Raw genomic sequence first — 18,682 nt, forward strand, 5'->3', positions numbered from 1 at the left:
CAAGCGCCACCAGGAGCGTTGCGGCAGTCTCAGCAAAATCCGGTCAGAGGAGCCCCGCCAGGGTAGGATCGGCGGGGCGCTACTACTCAATCCAAGATAGGAGCCATCATGGCAAAGAAAATCATTGGTTTTATCAAGCTGCAAGTGCCAGCTGGTAAAGCAAACCCATCCCCACCAATCGGTCCAGCTCTGGGTCAACGTGGTCTGAACATCATGGAATTCTGCAAGGCCTTCAATGCACAGACCCAAGGTCTGGAGCCAGGCATGCCGATTCCAGTCGTGATCACCGCGTTCGCTGACAAGTCCTTCACGTTCGTGATGAAGACGCCTCCAGCAACCTACCTGATCAAAAAAGCTGCTGCGATCACCAAAGGTTCGCCGAAGCCACATACCGACAAAGTCGGTACGCTGACCCGCGCACAAGCTGAAGAAATCGCTAAATTGAAAACCCCTGATCTGACCGCTGCCGACATGGATGCTGCTGTACGCACCATCGCTGGTTCCGCTCGTTCGATTGGTATCACGGTGGAAGGTGTTGTATAATGGCTAAGTTATCCAAACGTATCAAGGCTTTGAAAGCCAAAGTCGACCGTACCAAAGTGTACGCTTTCGACAACGCTGTCGCTCTGATCAAAGAGTGCGCAACGGCCAAGTTCAATGAATCGATCGACGTATCGGTACAACTGGGTGTTGATCCTAAGAAATCCGACCAAGTGGTGCGCGGCTCCGTCGTGCTGCCAGCTGGTACCGGCAAAACCGTACGCGTGGCAGTATTCGCGTCGGGCGAAAAAGCGGAAGCTGCTAAAGCAGCTGGCGCCGACATCGTTGGTATGGAAGACCTGGCTGAGCAGATCAAAGCCGGCGACATGCCTTTCGACATCGTTATCGCTTCGCCAGATACCATGCGTATCGTTGGTACCCTGGGTCAGATCCTGGGCCCACGCGGCATGATGCCTAACCCGAAAGTTGGCACTGTTACTCCTGACGTCGCTACCGCCGTGAAAAACGCGAAAGCCGGTCAAGTTCAGTACCGTACCGACAAATCCGGTATCATCCACGCTACCATCGGCCGTAAATCGTTCGCTGACGCAGATCTGAAATCGAATCTGGTCGCACTGATCGACGCACTGAACAAAGCCAAGCCAGCATCGAGCAAAGGCGTGTACCTGCGCAAAGTTTCGCTGTCGTCGACCATGGGCGCTGGCGTCCGTGTTGACCAGGCTAGCCTGGCAGCTTAAGTAACAGAATCAAGTCCTGTAGCGCCTTCAGGCGCTGCGGGCGCATCTTTGGGCTGTCTGCCCGGTGTTCGCACCAGGCAGGCAGACAATCAAAGACCGTTGGGCCGACTGCGATCGCACATGCAGAAGGTTAATAGGCTTGCCGGCAACGGCAAGTGCCCAACGCAGATGGTGTACCCGAACAAGTTTTGTAGTCCTCATGCTGCGTGAATCCATCCGCTCAGTTTAGTACTTCTTGACTTCGGACGCCGTGTTCGAACCGATGCAAGGCGCTCAACCACTCGGTTGTGATTGCCGAACATCATTTAAGGAGGTTGACCGTGAGTCTCAATCTGAATGACAAAAAGGCCGTCGTCGCCGAAGTTTCCGCACAAGTAGCTAATGCGCAAACGATCGTCGTGGCCGAATATCGTGGCATCCAGGTTGGTCACTTGACGCAACTGCGTGCTAAAGCGCGTGCCCAAGGCGTGTACCTGCGTGTGTTGAAAAACACTCTGGCTCGTCGCTCCGTTGAAGGTACCGCATTCGCCAGCCTGGCAGATGCCATGACCGGCCCGTTGATCTACTCGATCTCGGCCGATGCCGTTGCAGCAGCTAAAGTCATCGCTGACTTCGCTAAAACCAACGACAAACTGGTCATCAAAGCAGGTAACTACGCAGGCAAGCCGCTGGATACAGCTGCTGTCACCGCGTTGGCGAGCATTCCTAGCCGTGAAGTCCTCATTTCGCAGTTGTTGGGCGTTATGCTGGCTCCGGTTTCGGGCTTTGCACGTGGTCTGGCTGCCCTGGCAGCGAAAAAAGGCGAAGGCGCCGAAGCTCCTGCAGAAGCAGCAGCAGAAGAAGCCCCAGCAGCCGCTTAATTGCGCGCGCTTTTTTCTCTCAGTACCAATCTGATGTAACTAACGTAATAAATTTAGGAGTTTCAAAATGGCAATTAGCAAAGACGATATCCTGGAAGCAGTTAGCGCCATGTCCGTAATGGACCTGAACGACCTGGTTAAAGCATTCGAAGAAAAATTCGGCGTGTCCGCAGCAGCGATGGCTTCGGCCGGTCCTGCAGCAGGCCCAGCAGCAGCTGCTGAAGAGCAAACCGAGTTCAACGTTGTGCTGGACACCTTCGGCGCAAACAAAGTTGGCGTCATTAAAGCAGTTCGCGAAATCACCGGCCTGGGCTTGAAAGAAGCTAAAGACCTGGTCGATGGCGCACCAAAAACTGTGAAAGAAGCAGTGTCGAAAGCTGACGCTGAAGCTGCAGTGAAGAAACTGATTGAAGCCGGCGCAACCGCTTCGATGAAGTAATATCTGTACCGGCGGCAGTTAGCGCCCGAGTCAAAGTCTGAGGTTTCCCCTCGCAAGGGGGGAAATCCGACTTTGGCTCCTTTGTCGTCTGCATCGTATTTGTCACGTAGTTGTAGCAGCAGTTTTTATTCGATTCAAGCCGGAAAGCAGAGCCTTGAGGTTTCGTCTGTGTCACACGCAGCGGTGCAAACGAACACTTGCAAAACCTGAATTTTCTATCCTTTCTGTCACTCACGGAGTGTCCATGCACTACTCATTTACTGAGAAGAAACGCATTCGCAAATCATTCGCGAAGCGCGCCAACGTTCACCACGTTCCGTTCCTGCTGGCGACCCAGCTCGAGTCTTATCATAGCTTCTTGCAAGAGGACATAGCACCGTCCGGCCGCAAGAATGATGGCCTGCAGTCGGCTTTCACTTCGATTTTCCCTATCGTGTCGCACAATGGTTTTGCGCGTCTCGAATTCTTGTCGTACGTTCTGGGCGATCCTGCCTTTGACGTCAAAGAATGTCAACAACGTGGCCTGACGTTCGCGTCGCCGCTGCGCGCGAAAGTGCGCCTGGTGATCCTGGACAAGGAATCGCCAACCAAGCCCGTCGTCAAAGAGATGAAGGAACAGGAAGTCTACATGGGCGAATTGCCGCTCATGACGACCACCGGTTCGTTCGTCATCAACGGCACGGAGCGGGTTATCGTTTCCCAGTTGCACCGTTCGCCTGGCGTGTTCTTCGAGCACGACCGCGGCAAGACCCACTCGTCCGGTAAACTGCTGTTCTCCGCACGTATCATTCCTTACCGCGGTTCGTGGCTGGACTTCGAGTTCGACCCGAAAGACATCCTGTTCTTCCGCGTCGACCGCCGCCGCAAGATGCCAGTGACGATCCTGCTCAAAGCCATCGGCATGTCGCACGAGCAAATCCTGGCGAACTTCTTCGTCTTCGACAACTTCAACCTGCGCTCCGAAGGCGCGGAGATGGAATTCGTCTCCGAGCGTCTGCGCGGCGAAGTGGCGCGTTTCGACATCGTCGACAAGTCGGGCAAGACCCTGGTGCTGAAAGACAAGCGTATCAACGCGAAACACGTGCGTGATATCGAAGCTGCCGGCATCAAGCACATTTCCGTACCGGAAGACTACCTGCTGGGCCGCGTATTGGCGAAGAATATCGTCGATGGCGATACCGGTGAAGTCGTCGCTTCCGCGAACGATGAGCTGACCGAAGATCTGTTGGGCCGCCTGCGCGACGCCAACATTTCCGAAATCCAGACCTTGTACACGAACGACCTGGATCAGGGCGCCTACATCTCGCAAACCCTGCGTATCGACGACACCGCCGACCAGATGGCTGCGAAAGTGGCGATCTACCGCATGATGCGTCCAGGCGAGCCACCAACGGAAGACTCCGTTGAAGCGCTGTTCAATGGCCTGTTCTACAACTCGGACCGCTACGACCTGTCGGCCGTGGGCCGCATGAAGTTCAACCGCCGCATTGGCCGCGATGAACTGACCGGCGCCATGACCCTGTCGAACGAAGACGTGCTGGCCGTGATCAAGATCCTCGTGGAACTGCGCAATGGCCGCGGCGAAGTCGACGATATCGATCACCTGGGTAACCGTCGCGTGCGTTGCGTGGGCGAACTGGCCGAGAATCAATTCCGCGCCGGTCTGGTGCGTGTTGAGCGCGCCGTCAAGGAACGCCTCGGCCAAGCCGAAGCGGACAACCTGATGCCGCACGACCTGATCAATTCGAAGCCGATTTCGGCTGCAATTCGCGAGTTCTTCGGTTCGTCCCAGCTGTCGCAGTTCATGGACCAAACCAATCCTCTGTCGGAAATTACCCACAAGCGCCGCGTATCGGCTCTGGGACCCGGCGGTCTGACACGCGAACGCGCCGGCTTTGAAGTGCGCGACGTGCATCCGACCCACTACGGCCGCGTCTGCCCGATCGAGACACCGGAAGGTCCGAACATTGGTCTGATCAACTCGCTGGCGTTGTATGCCCGCCTGAATGAATACGGCTTCCTGGAAACCCCGTACCGCAAGGTCGAAGGCTCCAAGATTACCGATCAGATCGACTACCTGTCCGCCATCGAAGAAGGCCGCTACATCATCGCTCAGGCGAATGCGACCATCAACGACGCCGGCATGCTGTCCGATGAACTGGTCTCGGCCCGTGAAGCTGGCGAAACCATCCTGGTCTCCCCGGAGCGCATCCAGTACATGGACGTGGCCCCAGGCCAGATCGTTTCCGTCGCTGCCTCGCTGATTCCGTTCCTCGAACACGATGATGCGAACCGTGCATTGATGGGCGCCAACATGCAACGCCAGGCTGTGCCTTGCTTGCGTCCGGAAAAAGCGCTGGTCGGTACCGGTATCGAACGCACCGTTGCGGTCGACTCGGGCACCACCGTGCAAGCCTTGCGTGGCGGTATCGTCGATTACATCGATGCGGGCCGTGTCGTGATTCGCGTCAACGATGACGAAGCGCAAGCTGGTGAAGTGGGCGTCGACATCTACAACCTGATCAAGTACACCCGTTCGAACCAGAACACCAACATCAACCAGCGTCCTATCGTGCAAGTGGGCGACCGTGTTGCCAAGCGCGACGTGATCGCCGACGGCGCATCGACCGACCTGGGTGAATTGGCGCTGGGCCAGAACATGACCGTGGCCTTCATGCCATGGAATGGTCTGAACTTCGAAGATTCGATCCTGATCTCGGAAAACGTCGTCAAGGACGATCGCTACACCTCGATTCACATCGAAGAGTTGTCGGTGGTGGCCCGTGACACGAAGCTGGGCGCGGAAGAAATTACGCGCGACATCTCGAACCTGGCTGAAAATCAGCTGGCACGTCTGGATGAGTCCGGTATCGTCTACATCGGCGCTGAAGTCCAAGCCGGCGACACCCTGGTTGGTAAAGTGACGCCGAAGGGCGAAACCCAGCTGACCCCGGAAGAGAAGCTGCTGCGCGCGATTTTCGGCGAAAAAGCCTCGGACGTGAAAGATACGTCGCTGCGCGTGCCTTCGGGCATGATCGGTACCGTGATCGACGTGCAAGTCTTCACCCGTGAAGGCATTGTGCGCGACAAGCGTGCCCAGCAAATTATCGATGACGAACTGAAACGCTTCCGTCTGGATCTGAACGACCAGATGCGTATCGTCGAAGGCGATGCCTTCCAGCGTCTGGAAAAAATGCTGATCGGCAAAGTTGTCAACGGCGGCCCTAAAAAGCTGGCCAAAGGCGCCAAGATCACCAAGGAATACCTGGCCGATCTGGACAAATACCACTGGTTCGACATCCGCCCTGCGGACGACGATGCAGCGGTAGCGCTGGAAGCGATCAAGGAATCGATCAACGAGAAGCGTCACCAGTTCGATCTGGCCTTCGAAGAGAAGCGCAAGAAACTGACGCAAGGCGATGAGCTGCAACCAGGCGTGCAAAAAATGGTCAAGGTGTACCTGGCCGTGAAACGCCGCCTGCAGTCGGGCGACAAGATGGCAGGTCGCCACGGTAACAAGGGTGTGGTTTCCCGTATTGTTCCTGTGGAAGACATGCCATACATGGCCGACGGCACGCCAGCCGACGTTGTGCTGAACCCGCTGGGCGTTCCTTCGCGGATGAACGTTGGTCAGATTCTCGAGACGCACTTGGGCTGGGCTGCCAAGGGTCTGGGTATCCGCATCGGCGAAATGCTGAAGGCGCAAACCAAGGTCGAGCAAGTGCGCAAGTACCTGACGACGATCTACAACGACAACGGCCGTGCGGAAGACTTGAACGACTTCGACGACGAAGAGATCATGAAGCTGGCGGAAAACCTGAAAAAAGGTGTTCCATTCGCCACGCCAGTGTTCGACGGCGCCAATGAAGCCGAGATCCGCCGCATGCTGGACCTGGCGTATCCGGACGACATCGCCAAGAACCTGGGCATGACCGCTTCGAAAAACCAGGTGACCATGTATGACGGTCGCACCGGTGAAGCGTTCGAGCGCAAGGTCACTGTCGGCGTCATGCACATGCTGAAACTGCATCACTTGGTTGATGACAAGATGCATGCGCGTTCGACCGGTCCTTACTCGCTGGTGACGCAACAGCCACTGGGCGGTAAAGCCCAGTTCGGTGGTCAGCGTTTCGGTGAGATGGAAGTCTGGGCACTGGAAGCGTATGGCGCGTCGTATGTCTTGCAAGAGATGTTGACCGTCAAGTCCGATGACGTGAATGGCCGTACCAAAGTGTACGAGAACCTCGTCAAGGGCGACCACGTGATCGACGCCGGCATGCCGGAATCGTTCAACGTGCTGGTCAAGGAAATCCGTTCGCTCGGTATCGATATCGACCTCGAACGCAACTAAACGACAGCACCCTGTCATTTGGTTTGGGAAACACAAAGCCCGGCTGGGAAACCACGCCGGGCAATGTAGTCTCAGGAATATAGAAATTTAATCACCTCTGGAGTGATACATGAAAGCACTGCTCGATCTATTCAAGCAAGTACAGACCAACGAGACCTTCGATGCAATCAAGATCGGTCTCGCTTCGCCTGAGAAAATCCGTTCGTGGTCCTACGGCGAAGTCAAGAAGCCGGAAACCATCAACTACCGTACCTTCAAGCCTGAGCGCGACGGCCTGTTCTGCGCCAAGATCTTTGGCCCGATCAAGGATTATGAATGCCTGTGCGGCAAGTACAAGCGCCTGAAACACCGCGGCGTGATCTGCGAAAAGTGCGGCGTCGAAGTCACCCTGGCCAAAGTGCGCCGCGAGCGCATGGGCCACATCGAGCTGGCCTCGCCTACCGCGCACATCTGGTTCCTGAAGTCGCTGCCGTCGCGTCTGGGCATGGTCCTGGACATGACCCTGCGGGACATCGAACGCGTGCTGTACTTTGAAGCATACGTCGTGACCGATCCAGGCATGACTCCGCTGAAAAAGTGCCAGATCATGTCGGAAGACGACTACGCCGCCAAGTACGAAGAGTACGGCGACGACTTCACCGCCTTCATGGGCGCCGAAGGTATCCGTGAACTGCTGCGCTCGATCGACATCCACCGCGATGCCGAAACCCTGCGCGTGGAACTGAAGGAATCGAAATCCGAAGCCAAGATCAAGAAATACGCGAAGCGCCTGAAAGTGCTGGAAGCGTTCCAACGTTCGGGCATCAAGCCTGACTGGATGATCATGGAAGTGCTGCCAGTGCTGCCGCCGGAACTGCGTCCGCTGGTACCGCTGGATGGTGGCCGTTTCGCGACCTCGGATCTGAACGATCTGTATCGCCGCGTCATCAACCGTAACAACCGTCTGAAACGCCTGATGGAGCTGCGCGCTCCAGAGATCATCACGCGCAACGAAAAGCGCATGCTGCAAGAAGCAGTCGATTCGCTGCTGGACAACGGCCGTCGCGGCAAAGCGATGACCGGCGCCAACAAGCGTCCGCTGAAATCGCTGGCAGAGATGATCAAGGGCAAGGGCGGCCGTTTCCGTCAAAACTTGCTGGGCAAACGCGTCGATTACTCCGGTCGTTCGGTCATCGTCGTGGGCCCGCAATTGAAACTGCATCAGTGCGGCTTGCCGAAACTGATGGCGCTGGAACTGTTCAAACCATTCATTTTCAATAAACTGGAACTGATGGGTCTGGCTACCACGATCAAGGCCGCCAAAAAGCTGGTCGAGATTCAAGAGCCGGTCGTGTGGGACATCCTGGAAGACGTGATCCGTGAACATCCGATCATGTTGAACCGCGCACCTACGCTGCACCGTCTGGGTATCCAGGCGTTCGAGCCAGTCCTGATTGAAGGCAAGGCCATCCAGCTGCACCCGCTCGTCTGCGCCGCATTCAACGCCGACTTTGACGGTGACCAAATGGCGGTCCACGTTCCTCTGTCGATCGAAGCGCAGATGGAAGCACGCACCCTGATGCTGGCATCGAACAACATCCTGTTCCCATCGAACGGCGAACCATCGATCGTTCCTTCCCAGGATATCGTGCTGGGTCTGTACTACGCGACCCGCGAAGCGATCAATGCGAAGAACGAAGGGATGATGTTCCCTGACGTGTCGGAAGTGATCCGCGCCTACGACAACAAGGAAGTCGAACTGACGACCCGCGTCACCGTGCGTATTACCGAATACCCGAAAAACGCCGAAACGGGCGAATTCGAGAAAACGGTAACGCGTTACGAAACGACGATCGGCCGTGCGATCCTGTCGGAAATTCTGCCAAAAGGCCTGCCGTTCTCCGTCCTGAACCGCGCGCTGAAAAAGAAAGAAATTTCCAAGCTGATCAACACGTCGTTCCGCAAGTGCGGCCTGCGCGCCACCGTGGTGTTCGCAGACAAACTGATGCAATCGGGTTTCCGCCTGGCGACACGCGCCGGTATCTCGATCTGCGTCGACGACATGCTGGTACCGCCTCAAAAAGTCACCTTGATCGCGACGGCCGAATCGGAAGTCAAGCAGATCGAACAGCAATACGCCTCGGGTCTCGTGACCGCCGGCGAGCGTTACAACAAGGTAGTCGATATCTGGGGCAAAACCTCGGATGAAGTCGGCAAGGCCATGATGGACCAGCTCAAAGTCGAAGACGTGATCCGCCGCGACGGCACCAAGTCGACGCAAGAATCGTTCAACGCCATTTACATGATGGCCGACTCCGGCGCGCGCGGTTCCGCAGCCCAGATTCGCCAGTTGGCCGGTATGCGTGGTCTGATGGCCAAACCGGATGGTTCGATTATCGAAACGCCGATTACCGCGAACTTCCGCGAAGGTCTGAACGTTTTGCAGTACTTCATTTCGACCCACGGCGCTCGTAAAGGTCTGGCCGATACGGCGCTGAAAACGGCTAACTCCGGTTACCTGACGCGTCGTCTGGTTGACGTGACGCAAGACTTGGTGGTGATCGAAGATGATTGCGGCACCATGAACGGCGCCGTCATGAAGGCACTGGTCGAAGGTGGTGAAGTCATCGAACCGTTGCGTGACCGTATCCTCGGCCGCGTCGTGGTGCATGACGTCGTCAATCCTGAAACCCAGGAAACGCTGTACGAAGCCGGCACCTTGATGGACGAAGACATGGTCGAAGAGATCGAGCGTCTGTCCATCGATGAAGTCAAGGTCCGTACGCCACTGACTTGCGACACGCGCTTCGGCCTGTGCGCCAAGTGCTATGGCCGCGACCTGGGCCGCGGCATGCTGGTCAACGCCGGCGAAGCCGTCGGTGTGGTGGCAGCGCAGTCGATTGGTGAGCCTGGTACCCAGCTGACCATGCGTACGTTCCACATTGGTGGTGCGGCATCGCGTGCGGCAGTGGCATCGTCGGTGGAAGCCAAGTCGAACGGTACCATCCGCTTCACGGCAACCATGCGTTACGTGACGAACGGCAAGGGCGCGCAAATCGTCATTTCCCGTTCCGGCGAAGTGCTGATTACCGACGACCATGGCCGTGAGCGTGAGCGTCATAAAGTACCGTACGGTGCGACCCTGATCGTCAAGGACGGCATGGTCATCAAGGCCGGTACGGCTCTGGCAACGTGGGATCCGCTGACCCGTCCGATCATTACCGAATACGCCGGTCAAGTGCGTTTCGAGAACGTCGAAGAAGGCGTTACCGTAGCCCGTCAGGTCGACGAAGTGACCGGTCTGTCCACCTTGGTGGCGATCGATGCGAAACGTCGCGGTTCGTTGACGAAAACGTTGCGTCCGCAAGTCAAGCTGATCAACGACGCCAACGAAGAAGTCAAGATCGCCGGCACCGAACACTCGGTGGCGATCGGCTTCCAGGTCGGCGCGCTGATCATGGTCAAGGACGGTCAACAGGTATCGGTTGGTGAAGTGCTGGCACGTATTCCTACCGAATCGCAAAAAACGCGCGATATTACCGGTGGTCTGCCACGCGTTGCCGAACTGTTCGAAGCGCGCTCGCCGAAAGATGCCGGTATGCTGGCAGAAGTCACGGGTACGGTTGCGTTCGGTAAAGAAACCAAGGGCAAGCAGCGTTTGGAAATCACGGACATGGACGGCAACAAGCATGAGTTCTTGATCACCAAGGACAAACAAGTGCTGGTGCATGACGGCCAAGTCGTGAACAAGGGCGAGATGATCGTGGACGGCCCGGCCGATCCGCAAGACATCCTGCGCCTGCTGGGTATCGAAGCGCTGGCACGTTACATCGTTGACGAAGTGCAAGACGTGTACCGTCTGCAAGGCGTGAAGATCAATGACAAGCACATCGAAGTGATCGTGCGTCAGATGCTGCGCCGTGTTCAGATCGTCAATGCCGGCGACACCAACTACATCGTTGGCGAGCAGGTAGAGCGTTCGGAACTGCTGGACGAGAACGATCGCATGGCCGTTGAGAACAAGATTCCAGCGACCTACGAAAACGTCTTGCTGGGTATTACCAAGGCATCGCTGTCGACCGATTCGTTCATCTCGGCCGCATCGTTCCAGGAAACCACCCGCGTGCTGACCGAAGCGGCGATCATGGGCAAGCGCGATGGTCTGCGCGGCCTGAAAGAGAACGTCATCGTCGGCCGCCTGATTCCTGGCGGTACGGGCCTGGCCTTCCACCGCGCACGCAAAGAGAAAGAAGCGTGGGAAGTGGAAGAGCGTCAAGCGCTGCTGCTGGCCGAGAAAGCCTCGATGGCTGGCGAAGCTGCAGAAGCATTGCAGGATATCGAGACCCAGCAACACCACGGCGACGAAGCGTAATCTGCGCTGCTAGCTGACAAAACGGCACCTTCGGGTGCCGTTTTTTTTATGTTCGTTACTGCGGCTTTCCACCGCACAGGCAAAGAGAACGAGACGTCGCAAGTGGTTGAGCTTCAAGCCCCGCTATGGGCCGATAAAACCACCCTGGCCGGTGAAACCACCGATGATCTGCTGGCTATCGAAACCCGGCAACATCATGGCGGCGAAGCGTCATCCGCGCTGCTAGCTGACAAAAAGGCACCTTCTGGTGCTTTTTTTATATGTCCGTTACTGCGGCCTTCCACCGTGCATGCAAAGAGAAAGAGACGTGGGAAGTGGTTGAGAGTCAAGCCCCGCTGCTGGCCGATAAAGCCACCCTGGCCGGTGAAACCACCGACGATCTTTTGGCTATCGAAACCGGCAACACACGACGAAGCGTCATTTTTATCAGGTAGCGTACAATTGGTAATTAATTATATTCACATGAATGTCGTCTGCTTTATTTTCTTTGGAATTTTAATCATTTAATTAATAGAAATTTCAGATAATAGAAAGATTTATTGCGTATGCCATTCAGCGGCCATTCGTTAATTATTTGGCTTCTAAATATATGCATCTGCGCTGTGCGCTGATAAGAACGGCACCAGGGAAAAATTCCTGGTGCCGTTTTTTATGTCCATGACTGCGGCCTTCCTGCACACACGTAAGCAGGAAGCCGCGCCCAGGAACGCCATGGCGTCAGCAAGTCTGCAGTATTGATCGGCACTCGTTTTTGCTGGCATCGTAAAACACATAGACGGCGGCTTCGTCATGAAAATAGCCGTGCACCGGGAGTTGTCCCAAAAATACTAGCGGACCGTGCGCCTCGATGGGCCAGTTGGGCGCTTGCAGCCAACGGGGTGGCTTCTTCGCATAGCGAAATAACGCGAGCAGTTGCGCCCGCAGCCACTGCGTCCGTTCACTTTTTTTTGCATGTGGCGGTGCCTTGTCCAGCAGTGCCGCCACATAGGCCAGATCCACATCCAGCCACTTCGGCTGCGCCGCCAGCAAAAGCTCGTGCAGCTGGCCAGGCTTTTCCGAGACGAATACCGGAATGCCGACGGCGTGCAAAAACTCGGCCAGGGCGCCCTGCGCGTTCAGCACGTCCGCCGGATTGTGCAGGTCGAGCGATATCATATAGTGATACAGCGTGTGCCCCGCATGCGCATACTTGGGCGCCGGCTGCGCCGACAACAGGCGCTCTGTTTCTGCGTCTTCATATAAAAGGTGTTCAAAGGCCGCCGTATCAAGTTGTCCTCCGACAAACCCGACCACGCTGCTGGTGGCTGATGACATACAAGTGTTCCCCTGAAAGTATCGTTTGTCGGCAACTGCGAGTGTGAGAGGGCACGCCGTTTTTCGATCGTTCGGCCGTGCGCAACCATGGCGATTATGCACGATGCCGTCCTGCCGGCACACTCTGTTGTAGCGTAGCAAAAGTACGCATGCCACGCCAATTTTCGGCGTGCTCATGCTAATATCTGGCGCATGATTGCCCAAGCCCTGTTTACTCCCGCCCAGCAGAAACTGCTGGGTTTGCTCTTTGTCCGCGTGAATGAAGGCTTTCACTTGAACGAGATCATGCGCTTGACGGGACTGGGTAGCGCGTCGGCGCAGCGGGAACTGCGCCGGCTGCATGAGGCCGGCCTGATCACGTCGGAGCGGATCGGCAATGTGCGGCGCTTCTGGCCCAACAAGGAAAGCCTCGTGTATCCGGAGTTGAGCGGGCTGGTGCAGAAAACCTTCGGCATCGTCGGCGTGCTCAGCATGGCCCTGGCGCCCTTGCGTACCCAGCTGCACCTGGCCTTCGTGTCGGGCGCCACGGCGAAGGGACAGGACATGCCCGGCAGCGCCATCGACTTGCTGCTGGTGGGTGAAGAAGCCAATTATGGCGATCTGTTGACGGGATTGGCCCCGGCCGAGCGAACCTTACGGCGTAAAATCAATCCCAACCTATATACGCTGGCCGATTATCGCCGGCGGCTACGTGAAGGCCAGCCATTTCTGCTGCAGGTATTACAGCAGCCGAAGTTGTTTGTCATCGGCGATGAATCATTATTGCACGCGCTGGCATTACCAGATTCTTCATTACAAACGAATGACATGCCATCTGTATTCTAAAGGCCGGGCCTGGCATTCAATTTCTGATGCATGGAATTGTTGGCCAGAATAATATCTGAGGCGGATTGATCGTATGATGAATAAACTACAGGCTTTCGGTTTAATTGTTTCCCAGGCGGTACGCGGCGAATTAACGTTTCCCACGAGCGTTAATTCCGCACTGCAATTGCAATTGGCTCTGGCTGAACCGGACTGCCATATCGACCATGCGATCAAGCTGGTATTGGCCGAGCCCTTGCTGGCGGCGCGCACGGTCGCGCTGGCCAACTCGGCCGTTTACAGCCGCGGCGATGCGGCGCCCGTGACCAGCGTGCGCGCCGCCGTCATGCGCATGGGCTACCGCAATCTCTACGCGCTGGTGGCGGCCATGGTGGTACGCCAGTTCGGCAGCAAGATCATCGACCCCGTCCTGCGCCAGAAGGCGGCCCAGTTGTGGGAACACACGGCCCACGTGGCGGCGCTGGCCCATGTGCTTGCCCGTCGCGTGACGCACGTCGATGCCGACACGGCGCTGTTCGCCGGCATCGTGCACGAGGTGGGTGGTTTTTACCTGTTGTCGCGCGCCGACGAATTTCCCGGTCTGCTCGACGACGATGCGGATCACTGGATGGAATCCGCCGAAGAAATCATTTCCCGCGAAGTCATGAAAAAGCTGCTGATCCCGCTGGCCGTGAGCGAAGCCATCGAAGGCTTGCGCGATGGCTTGCTGTCGATTCCGCCCGACTCCCTGCTCGACACCTTGTTGTTGGCCAAGCAGCTGTCGCCCGTGCAGTCGCCGTTGCAGGTGACGTATGTGGAAATGCTCACGCCCTCCGATTCCGTCATCGATTTCATTATCGATAACGAGACCCTGCAAAGCATCCTCGCCGAATCGGCCGAGGAAGTGCGCTCGATGAGTGCCGCGCTGCTCGTCTGAGCTCGTCCGGGATCAGCGCATTGTTCGCCTGGCCCGGCCGCGCTGCCTGCCAGCGCCGTCAGGGGCCCGGATGCAGCACGACCTTGATGCATTGCTCCTGCTTCTTCTGGAAGATTTCATAGCCGTGCGGCGCTTCGTCCAGGGTCAAGTGGTGGGAAATGATGGCGCCGGGATCGAGCTCGCCCCGCTGGATGCGTTCCAGTAGCGGCTGCATGTAGCGCTGCACGTGCGTTTGCCCCGTCTTGATGGTCAATGAACGGTTCATGATGGAGCCAAACGGGATCTTGTCGCTGAAGCCGCCATATACCCCTGGCACCGAGACGATGCCGCCGTTGCGGCACGCCATCAAGGCTTCACGCAGGGCCGTGGGACGGTCCGATTCCAGTTTCATCGTCTGCTTGAGGCGGTCGTAGATATAGCTGACGCCGGAACCGTGCGCTTCCATGCCGACGGCATCGATGCAGGCATCGGGGCCCCGTCCTCCCGTCATTTCCCGCAAGGCATCGGGCACGTCCACCGCATCGAAATGCAGAGTTTCCGCACCGGACAGTTCGCGCGCCATGCGCAGGCGTTCCGGGTAATGGTCGATGGCGATGACGCGCTCGGCGCCGAGCAGGAAGGCGCTCTGGATGGCGAACTGTCCCACGGGGCCGCATCCCCACACGGCCACCACCTGGCCCGGCGCGATGGCGCAGGCTTCGGCCGCCATGTAGCCGGTCGGCAGTATGTCCGAGAGGAACAGCACCTGTTCATCCTTGAGCTCGTCCGGTACCTTGATGGGGCCGACGTCGGCAAACGGCACGCGCACATATTCGGCCTGGCCGCCCGCATAGCCGCCCGTCAGGTGGGAATAGCCAAAGATGCCCGCGCCTGAGTGGCCCCACATCTTTTCCGCCATATAGGCATTGGGATTGGAATTCTCGCACACCGAGTACAGCTGCTGCTCGCAAAAGAAGCAGCGTCCGCAGGCAATGGGAAATGGCACCACCACCCGTTCTCCCACCTTGAGCTTGCGCACAGCGGAACCCACCTCCACCACCTCGCCCATGAACTCATGGCCGAGGATATCGCCTTGTTCCATGGTGGGCACGACGCCATTGTAGAGGTGTAAATCGGAACCGCAGATGGCCGTGGAACTGACTTTGATGATGGCGTCGCCGGGATTGATGATGGCGGGATCGGGCACCTGTTCGATTCGTACGTCGCGCTTGCCGTGCCAGCAGTTGGCTTTCATGACACACCTCCGTTTGCTTGCGGTCGAGGGGAAGATGCCGTGCCGCCAGCCTTGTGCAGCAAGCGCGTCTTGAAGCTGCGCTTGCCCGACGGCTGACCCTCGGTGGTGCTGACCTCGCCCGTTTCCATCCACTGCTTGAAGCGGCGCAAGGTGGTCTCGATCTTGTAGGCGGGCGCCTGGCTGAACAGGCCGGCCACGGCCGCGCCCACCTTGCCGACCGGCGCCTGCATGTGCAGTTGCATGGTGACCACGGTGCCGCGCCCGCCCGGTGCGGGCGACAGTTCCAGCGCGCCCGTTTCCGCATGATTTTCCGCCGCGCGCCAGCGCATGCTCTGGCCCGGACGCTCTTGCGTCAGTTCGCCTATCCACTCGCCTTCGACGCTGTGCCAGCGCGAGCGGCGCGCATCGATTATCTGCACCGACTGCAAGCCTGGCATGAAGCGGGGCAGGTTTTCCAGGTCGCGCCAGGCGCGGTAGCATTCGTCGGCGGAACGGTTGACGATCACGCTCCTTTGCAGCGCCAGCCCCTCTTCGCCGGGCGCGGGCAGTTCGCTCAGCTTGCGCGGCGCCAGTTGTGCGCTGGCGATATAGTCGATAGCCGTCACGCCTGCCACCACGGCCGCCGTCGCCGCCAGGCGCGTGCGCGCATTGCGCCGGCTGGTCATGGCCACGCCGAGCAGCGACAGATCCATGGCGTCGCCGGCGATGCGCGACCAGCGCCATGCCGGCCTGCTTTCTCCGCGCAGCAAGGCCACGCCGCAAGCCATTTCGCGCAGGCCGATGGCGCGTATCCAGACAGACGAGACGCCGCGCAAGCCGCTGGCCCGCGCCAGGCCGCGCGGCGCCACCAGCTGGGCCAGGCCCAGTCCGATGCTGAGCCAGCCAAGGGCCGTGATCAGGCCATGATTGCCATGCGCGGTATCGTCGGGAATGTGCCGCTGCGGCCGTTCACCGGCCTGACCGCGCGCGCTCGTGTAGTGAAGTATGGCCTCATGCCCATGGGCGGATGCGCCGCATGCATCCGCTGGTATCTCCGATTGCCGTTGCCATGCGGGCGGGCTGGCTGTGGCGCCATTGTTCCTGTCTTCGCTTTGCATGCTGCCTCCCTTCTGTGTATGGGAATTAGGCAGCATCGACCTGTACGCGTTCCGGCAGGCGCGCGCGAGATGCGCCGGATCTGCGCCAGATCAAATATCGGTGCGAAAAAAAACGGCAGCCCCGGTTGGCGCTGCCGCTGTTGCGGAGAGGGGCTAGTTTACTTCTGCTGCGCGATCCACCGGTCGACCTTGGCTTCCAGCAGTTTCAGGGGCAGGGTACCGTCGCTCAGCACGACTTCGTGGAACTTCGGCAGGCTGAACTTGTCGCCCAGCGCCTGCTGCGCGCGCTGGCGCAGTTCGACGATTTTCAGCGAACCGATCTTGTAGCCCAGTGCCTGGCCCGGCCAGGCCATGTAGCGTTCCGTCTCGCTTTTCGCCACGGCGTCATAGCCGAGGGTGTCGCGCATGTACTTGATCGTCTGTTCGCGCGTCCAGCCCTTGGTGTGCAAGCCCGTGTCGACCACCAGGCGTACGGCGCGCAGCATCTCGTCGTTCAAATGGCCGAAATACTGGGCCGGATCCTCGAACAGGCCCATTTCCTTGCCCAGGGTTTCCGCATACAGGGCCCAGCCTTCCGTGAAGGCATTGTTGCCGCCGAAACGGCGGAAGTTCGGCAAGTCCATCTCTTGCACCAGCGCCAGGTGGAAATGGTGGCCAGGTTTACCTTCGTGCAGGAACAGGGTGGTCATGCCCGTGTCGCCATACAGTTTCGGGTCGGTGACGACGGACCAGAACACGCCAGGGCGCGAACCGTCGGCGGCCGGCGCCGTGTAGTGGTCGGCGGCCGTATCGCGGCTCAGTTCAGGTTCCAGGCGTAAGTCCAGCGGCGCCTTCGGCACCAGGGTGAACAAGGCGGGTAATTTGCTGTCCAACAGTACGTTGAGCTTGCGGTAGACGTCGAGCACTTCCTGCTCCGTCTTGAACGGACGGTATTTCGCCTGTTCCGACACCCACACGGGCAAGCCGGCGGCCGGGCCGTTGTAGCCCATCTTCGGGCCCACGATCGCATATTGTTCCTGGATGCGCGCCACTTCCTTCAAGCCGATGGCGTGGATCTGCTCCGGTTTCAAATCCGTGGTGGTGCTGCTGGCCACGCGCGCCTGGTACCACGCGGCGCCATCGGGCAGGGCGCTCCAGCCGCTGCTCGTGCGGCCGGCCGGCAGGTAATCGCGCTCCATGAAGGTGGACAGGCGCTGCAGCGCGGGCATCAGCTTGGCTTCGATGATGACAGTATAGGTTTGCGTCAGGCGCGCCTTGTCCGCGTCGGAAAAGCTGGCCGGCAAGTTCTTGATGGGCGTGTAATAGACGCTGTCCTGCGGCGTGGCGCTGACGAGCTTCTTGAATTGCGGCAGGGCCGATTCCGTCAGCGCCTTCGGCAGCACGATACCCTTTTGCATGCCGACTTTCATGTTGGCGATGGCCTGGTCTATCCAGCCCGGCAACTGGCCAATACGGCTCAGGTAAGCGTCATACTCCTTGACCGTGGTCAAAGGCTGCGATGCCTCGCCGCCCGCATAATTGGCGAGGGTCACGGGCATGCTGTCCATCTGGTTCAGCGGCAGCAGGTATTCGGGGAAGCGCTCGAAGCTCAGCGCCGTGGCCAGTTCATAGTCGAGGATGTCGTAGTTGATCTGGTCCTGGTGCGACAGCTGTGCGCGGGCAATGCTGCGCAGGGTCTTCTGGTACTGACGGTACAGCGCGAACTGTTTTGCGCGCGCGGCGGGCACGATGGCTGAACCGAGCTGGTCGTCAAAACGGTTGTCGCCGCTCTCGGTGGCATTGATCGGCTCGAAACGGGCCAGCGCGTCGTAGTATGTGTCGGCCAGCACTTGCAGCTGCTGCTTTGCTTTCGGCGCGCTGACGGCGGGCGCGACGGCTGTTTTGGCTGCGGGCTGGGCCGCTTGCGCCATGGGCGCGTAGGCGAGGAGCAGGGAGATGGCCAGGGTGCCGAGGGTGCCGGCGGCAAAACGATGCTTCATGCGCGATGTCCTTTGTAAGGAGGGAATGAACGGAGGCGTTGTGGGTCGGGGTGGTCGGTCGCGAAGGAGCAGCCGGGG

At 58.5% G+C, this 18,682-nt stretch carries 13 protein-coding genes; 9 read left to right on the forward strand and 4 right to left on the reverse strand.

The window, feature by feature from the left end; translation table 11 throughout:
* Positions 1-108: 108 nt before the first annotated feature.
* From rplK to AC4BCN_RS03240, 7 genes are all read left to right on the forward strand, one after another.
* A complete protein-coding gene (gene rplK, locus AC4BCN_RS03210; protein WP_034753131.1) occupies positions 109-543 on the forward strand; it encodes a 50S ribosomal protein L11 in 435 nt (144 codons plus the stop codon).
* A complete protein-coding gene (gene rplA / locus AC4BCN_RS03215) occupies positions 543-1,238 on the forward strand; it encodes a 50S ribosomal protein L1 (protein WP_034753134.1) in 696 nt (231 codons plus the stop codon). The genes rplK and rplA overlap by 1 nt, the downstream gene beginning before the upstream one ends.
* Before the next feature lie 320 nt (positions 1,239-1,558).
* A complete protein-coding gene (gene rplJ, locus AC4BCN_RS03220) occupies positions 1,559-2,098 on the forward strand; it encodes a 50S ribosomal protein L10 (RefSeq protein ID WP_034753621.1) in 540 nt (179 codons plus the stop codon).
* Between the two features lie 67 nt (positions 2,099-2,165).
* Positions 2,166-2,537 carry a 50S ribosomal protein L7/L12 gene (gene rplL, locus AC4BCN_RS03225; RefSeq protein ID WP_128141044.1) on the forward strand — a complete coding sequence of 124 codons (372 nt, stop codon included), beginning with the start codon at positions 2,166-2,168 and terminating at the stop codon, positions 2,535-2,537.
* Between the two features lie 244 nt (positions 2,538-2,781).
* Positions 2,782-6,888 (forward strand): DNA-directed RNA polymerase subunit beta, encoded by a 4,107-nt coding sequence (gene rpoB / locus AC4BCN_RS03230; RefSeq protein ID WP_436484104.1) that lies wholly within the window; start codon positions 2,782-2,784, stop codon positions 6,886-6,888.
* A gap of 109 nt (positions 6,889-6,997) precedes the next feature.
* The gene (gene rpoC / locus AC4BCN_RS03235; protein ID WP_034753138.1) at positions 6,998-11,239 is read left to right on the forward strand and encodes a DNA-directed RNA polymerase subunit beta'; all 4,242 of its coding nucleotides are present in this window, start codon (positions 6,998-7,000) and stop codon (positions 11,237-11,239) included.
* Positions 11,240-11,287: 48 nt separating this feature from the next.
* Positions 11,288-11,746 carry a hypothetical protein gene (locus AC4BCN_RS03240; RefSeq protein WP_490492553.1) on the forward strand — a complete coding sequence of 153 codons (459 nt, stop codon included), beginning with the start codon at positions 11,288-11,290 and terminating at the stop codon, positions 11,744-11,746.
* Between the two features lie 210 nt (positions 11,747-11,956).
* Here AC4BCN_RS03240 and AC4BCN_RS03245 read toward each other — a convergent pair whose 3' ends face one another.
* Entirely contained in the window at positions 11,957-12,553 is a 597-nt protein-coding gene (locus tag AC4BCN_RS03245; protein ID WP_490492554.1) for a hypothetical protein, read from the reverse strand.
* 192 nt (positions 12,554-12,745) lie between these two features.
* On the opposite strand from AC4BCN_RS03245, the gene AC4BCN_RS03250 reads away from it, so the two are divergent.
* The gene (locus AC4BCN_RS03250; RefSeq protein ID WP_128141046.1) at positions 12,746-13,378 is read left to right on the forward strand and encodes a helix-turn-helix domain-containing protein; all 633 of its coding nucleotides are present in this window, start codon (positions 12,746-12,748) and stop codon (positions 13,376-13,378) included.
* 76 nt (positions 13,379-13,454) lie between these two features.
* Positions 13,455-14,294 carry an HDOD domain-containing protein gene (locus tag AC4BCN_RS03255; RefSeq protein WP_034753622.1) on the forward strand — a complete coding sequence of 280 codons (840 nt, stop codon included), beginning with the start codon at positions 13,455-13,457 and terminating at the stop codon, positions 14,292-14,294.
* Between the two features lie 58 nt (positions 14,295-14,352).
* Here AC4BCN_RS03255 and AC4BCN_RS03260 read toward each other — a convergent pair whose 3' ends face one another.
* The 3 genes from AC4BCN_RS03260 to AC4BCN_RS03270 all read right to left on the reverse strand — a co-directional run bounded on the left by AC4BCN_RS03260 (position 14,353) and on the right by AC4BCN_RS03270 (position 18,604).
* Positions 14,353-15,528 carry a zinc-dependent alcohol dehydrogenase gene (locus tag AC4BCN_RS03260; protein ID WP_490492555.1) on the reverse strand — a complete coding sequence of 392 codons (1,176 nt, stop codon included), beginning with the start codon at positions 15,526-15,528 and terminating at the stop codon, positions 14,353-14,355.
* Positions 15,525-16,625 (reverse strand): SRPBCC family protein, encoded by a 1,101-nt coding sequence (locus AC4BCN_RS03265; RefSeq protein WP_490492556.1) that lies wholly within the window; start codon positions 16,623-16,625, stop codon positions 15,525-15,527. Before AC4BCN_RS03265 ends, AC4BCN_RS03260 begins: the two co-directional genes overlap by 4 nt.
* Before the next feature lie 158 nt (positions 16,626-16,783).
* Positions 16,784-18,604 (reverse strand): DUF885 domain-containing protein, encoded by a 1,821-nt coding sequence (locus tag AC4BCN_RS03270; protein ID WP_490492557.1) that lies wholly within the window; start codon positions 18,602-18,604, stop codon positions 16,784-16,786.
* Between the last annotated feature and the right edge of the window lie 78 nt (positions 18,605-18,682).

The organism is Janthinobacterium sp. Bl 1, assembly GCF_058215535.1.

Coding starts and splice junctions, on each gene's coding strand:
- AC4BCN_RS03255 (WP_034753622.1), top strand. CDS start 13,455: ATGAATAAACTACAGGCTTTCGGTTTAATTGTTTCCCAGGCGGTACGC.
- rplL (WP_128141044.1), top strand. CDS start 2,166: ATGGCAATTAGCAAAGACGATATCCTGGAAGCAGTTAGCGCCATGTCC.
- AC4BCN_RS03265 (WP_490492556.1), bottom strand. CDS start 16,625: ATGCAAAGCGAAGACAGGAACAATGGCGCCACAGCCAGCCCGCCCGCA.
- rplK (WP_034753131.1), top strand. CDS start 109: ATGGCAAAGAAAATCATTGGTTTTATCAAGCTGCAAGTGCCAGCTGGT.
- AC4BCN_RS03245 (WP_490492554.1), bottom strand. CDS start 12,553: ATGTCATCAGCCACCAGCAGCGTGGTCGGGTTTGTCGGAGGACAACTT.
- rpoB (WP_436484104.1), top strand. CDS start 2,782: ATGCACTACTCATTTACTGAGAAGAAACGCATTCGCAAATCATTCGCG.
- rpoC (WP_034753138.1), top strand. CDS start 6,998: ATGAAAGCACTGCTCGATCTATTCAAGCAAGTACAGACCAACGAGACC.
- AC4BCN_RS03260 (WP_490492555.1), bottom strand. CDS start 15,528: ATGAAAGCCAACTGCTGGCACGGCAAGCGCGACGTACGAATCGAACAG.
- AC4BCN_RS03250 (WP_128141046.1), top strand. CDS start 12,746: ATGATTGCCCAAGCCCTGTTTACTCCCGCCCAGCAGAAACTGCTGGGT.
- rplA (WP_034753134.1), top strand. CDS start 543: ATGGCTAAGTTATCCAAACGTATCAAGGCTTTGAAAGCCAAAGTCGAC.
- AC4BCN_RS03240 (WP_490492553.1), top strand. CDS start 11,288: ATGTTCGTTACTGCGGCTTTCCACCGCACAGGCAAAGAGAACGAGACG.
- AC4BCN_RS03270 (WP_490492557.1), bottom strand. CDS start 18,604: ATGAAGCATCGTTTTGCCGCCGGCACCCTCGGCACCCTGGCCATCTCC.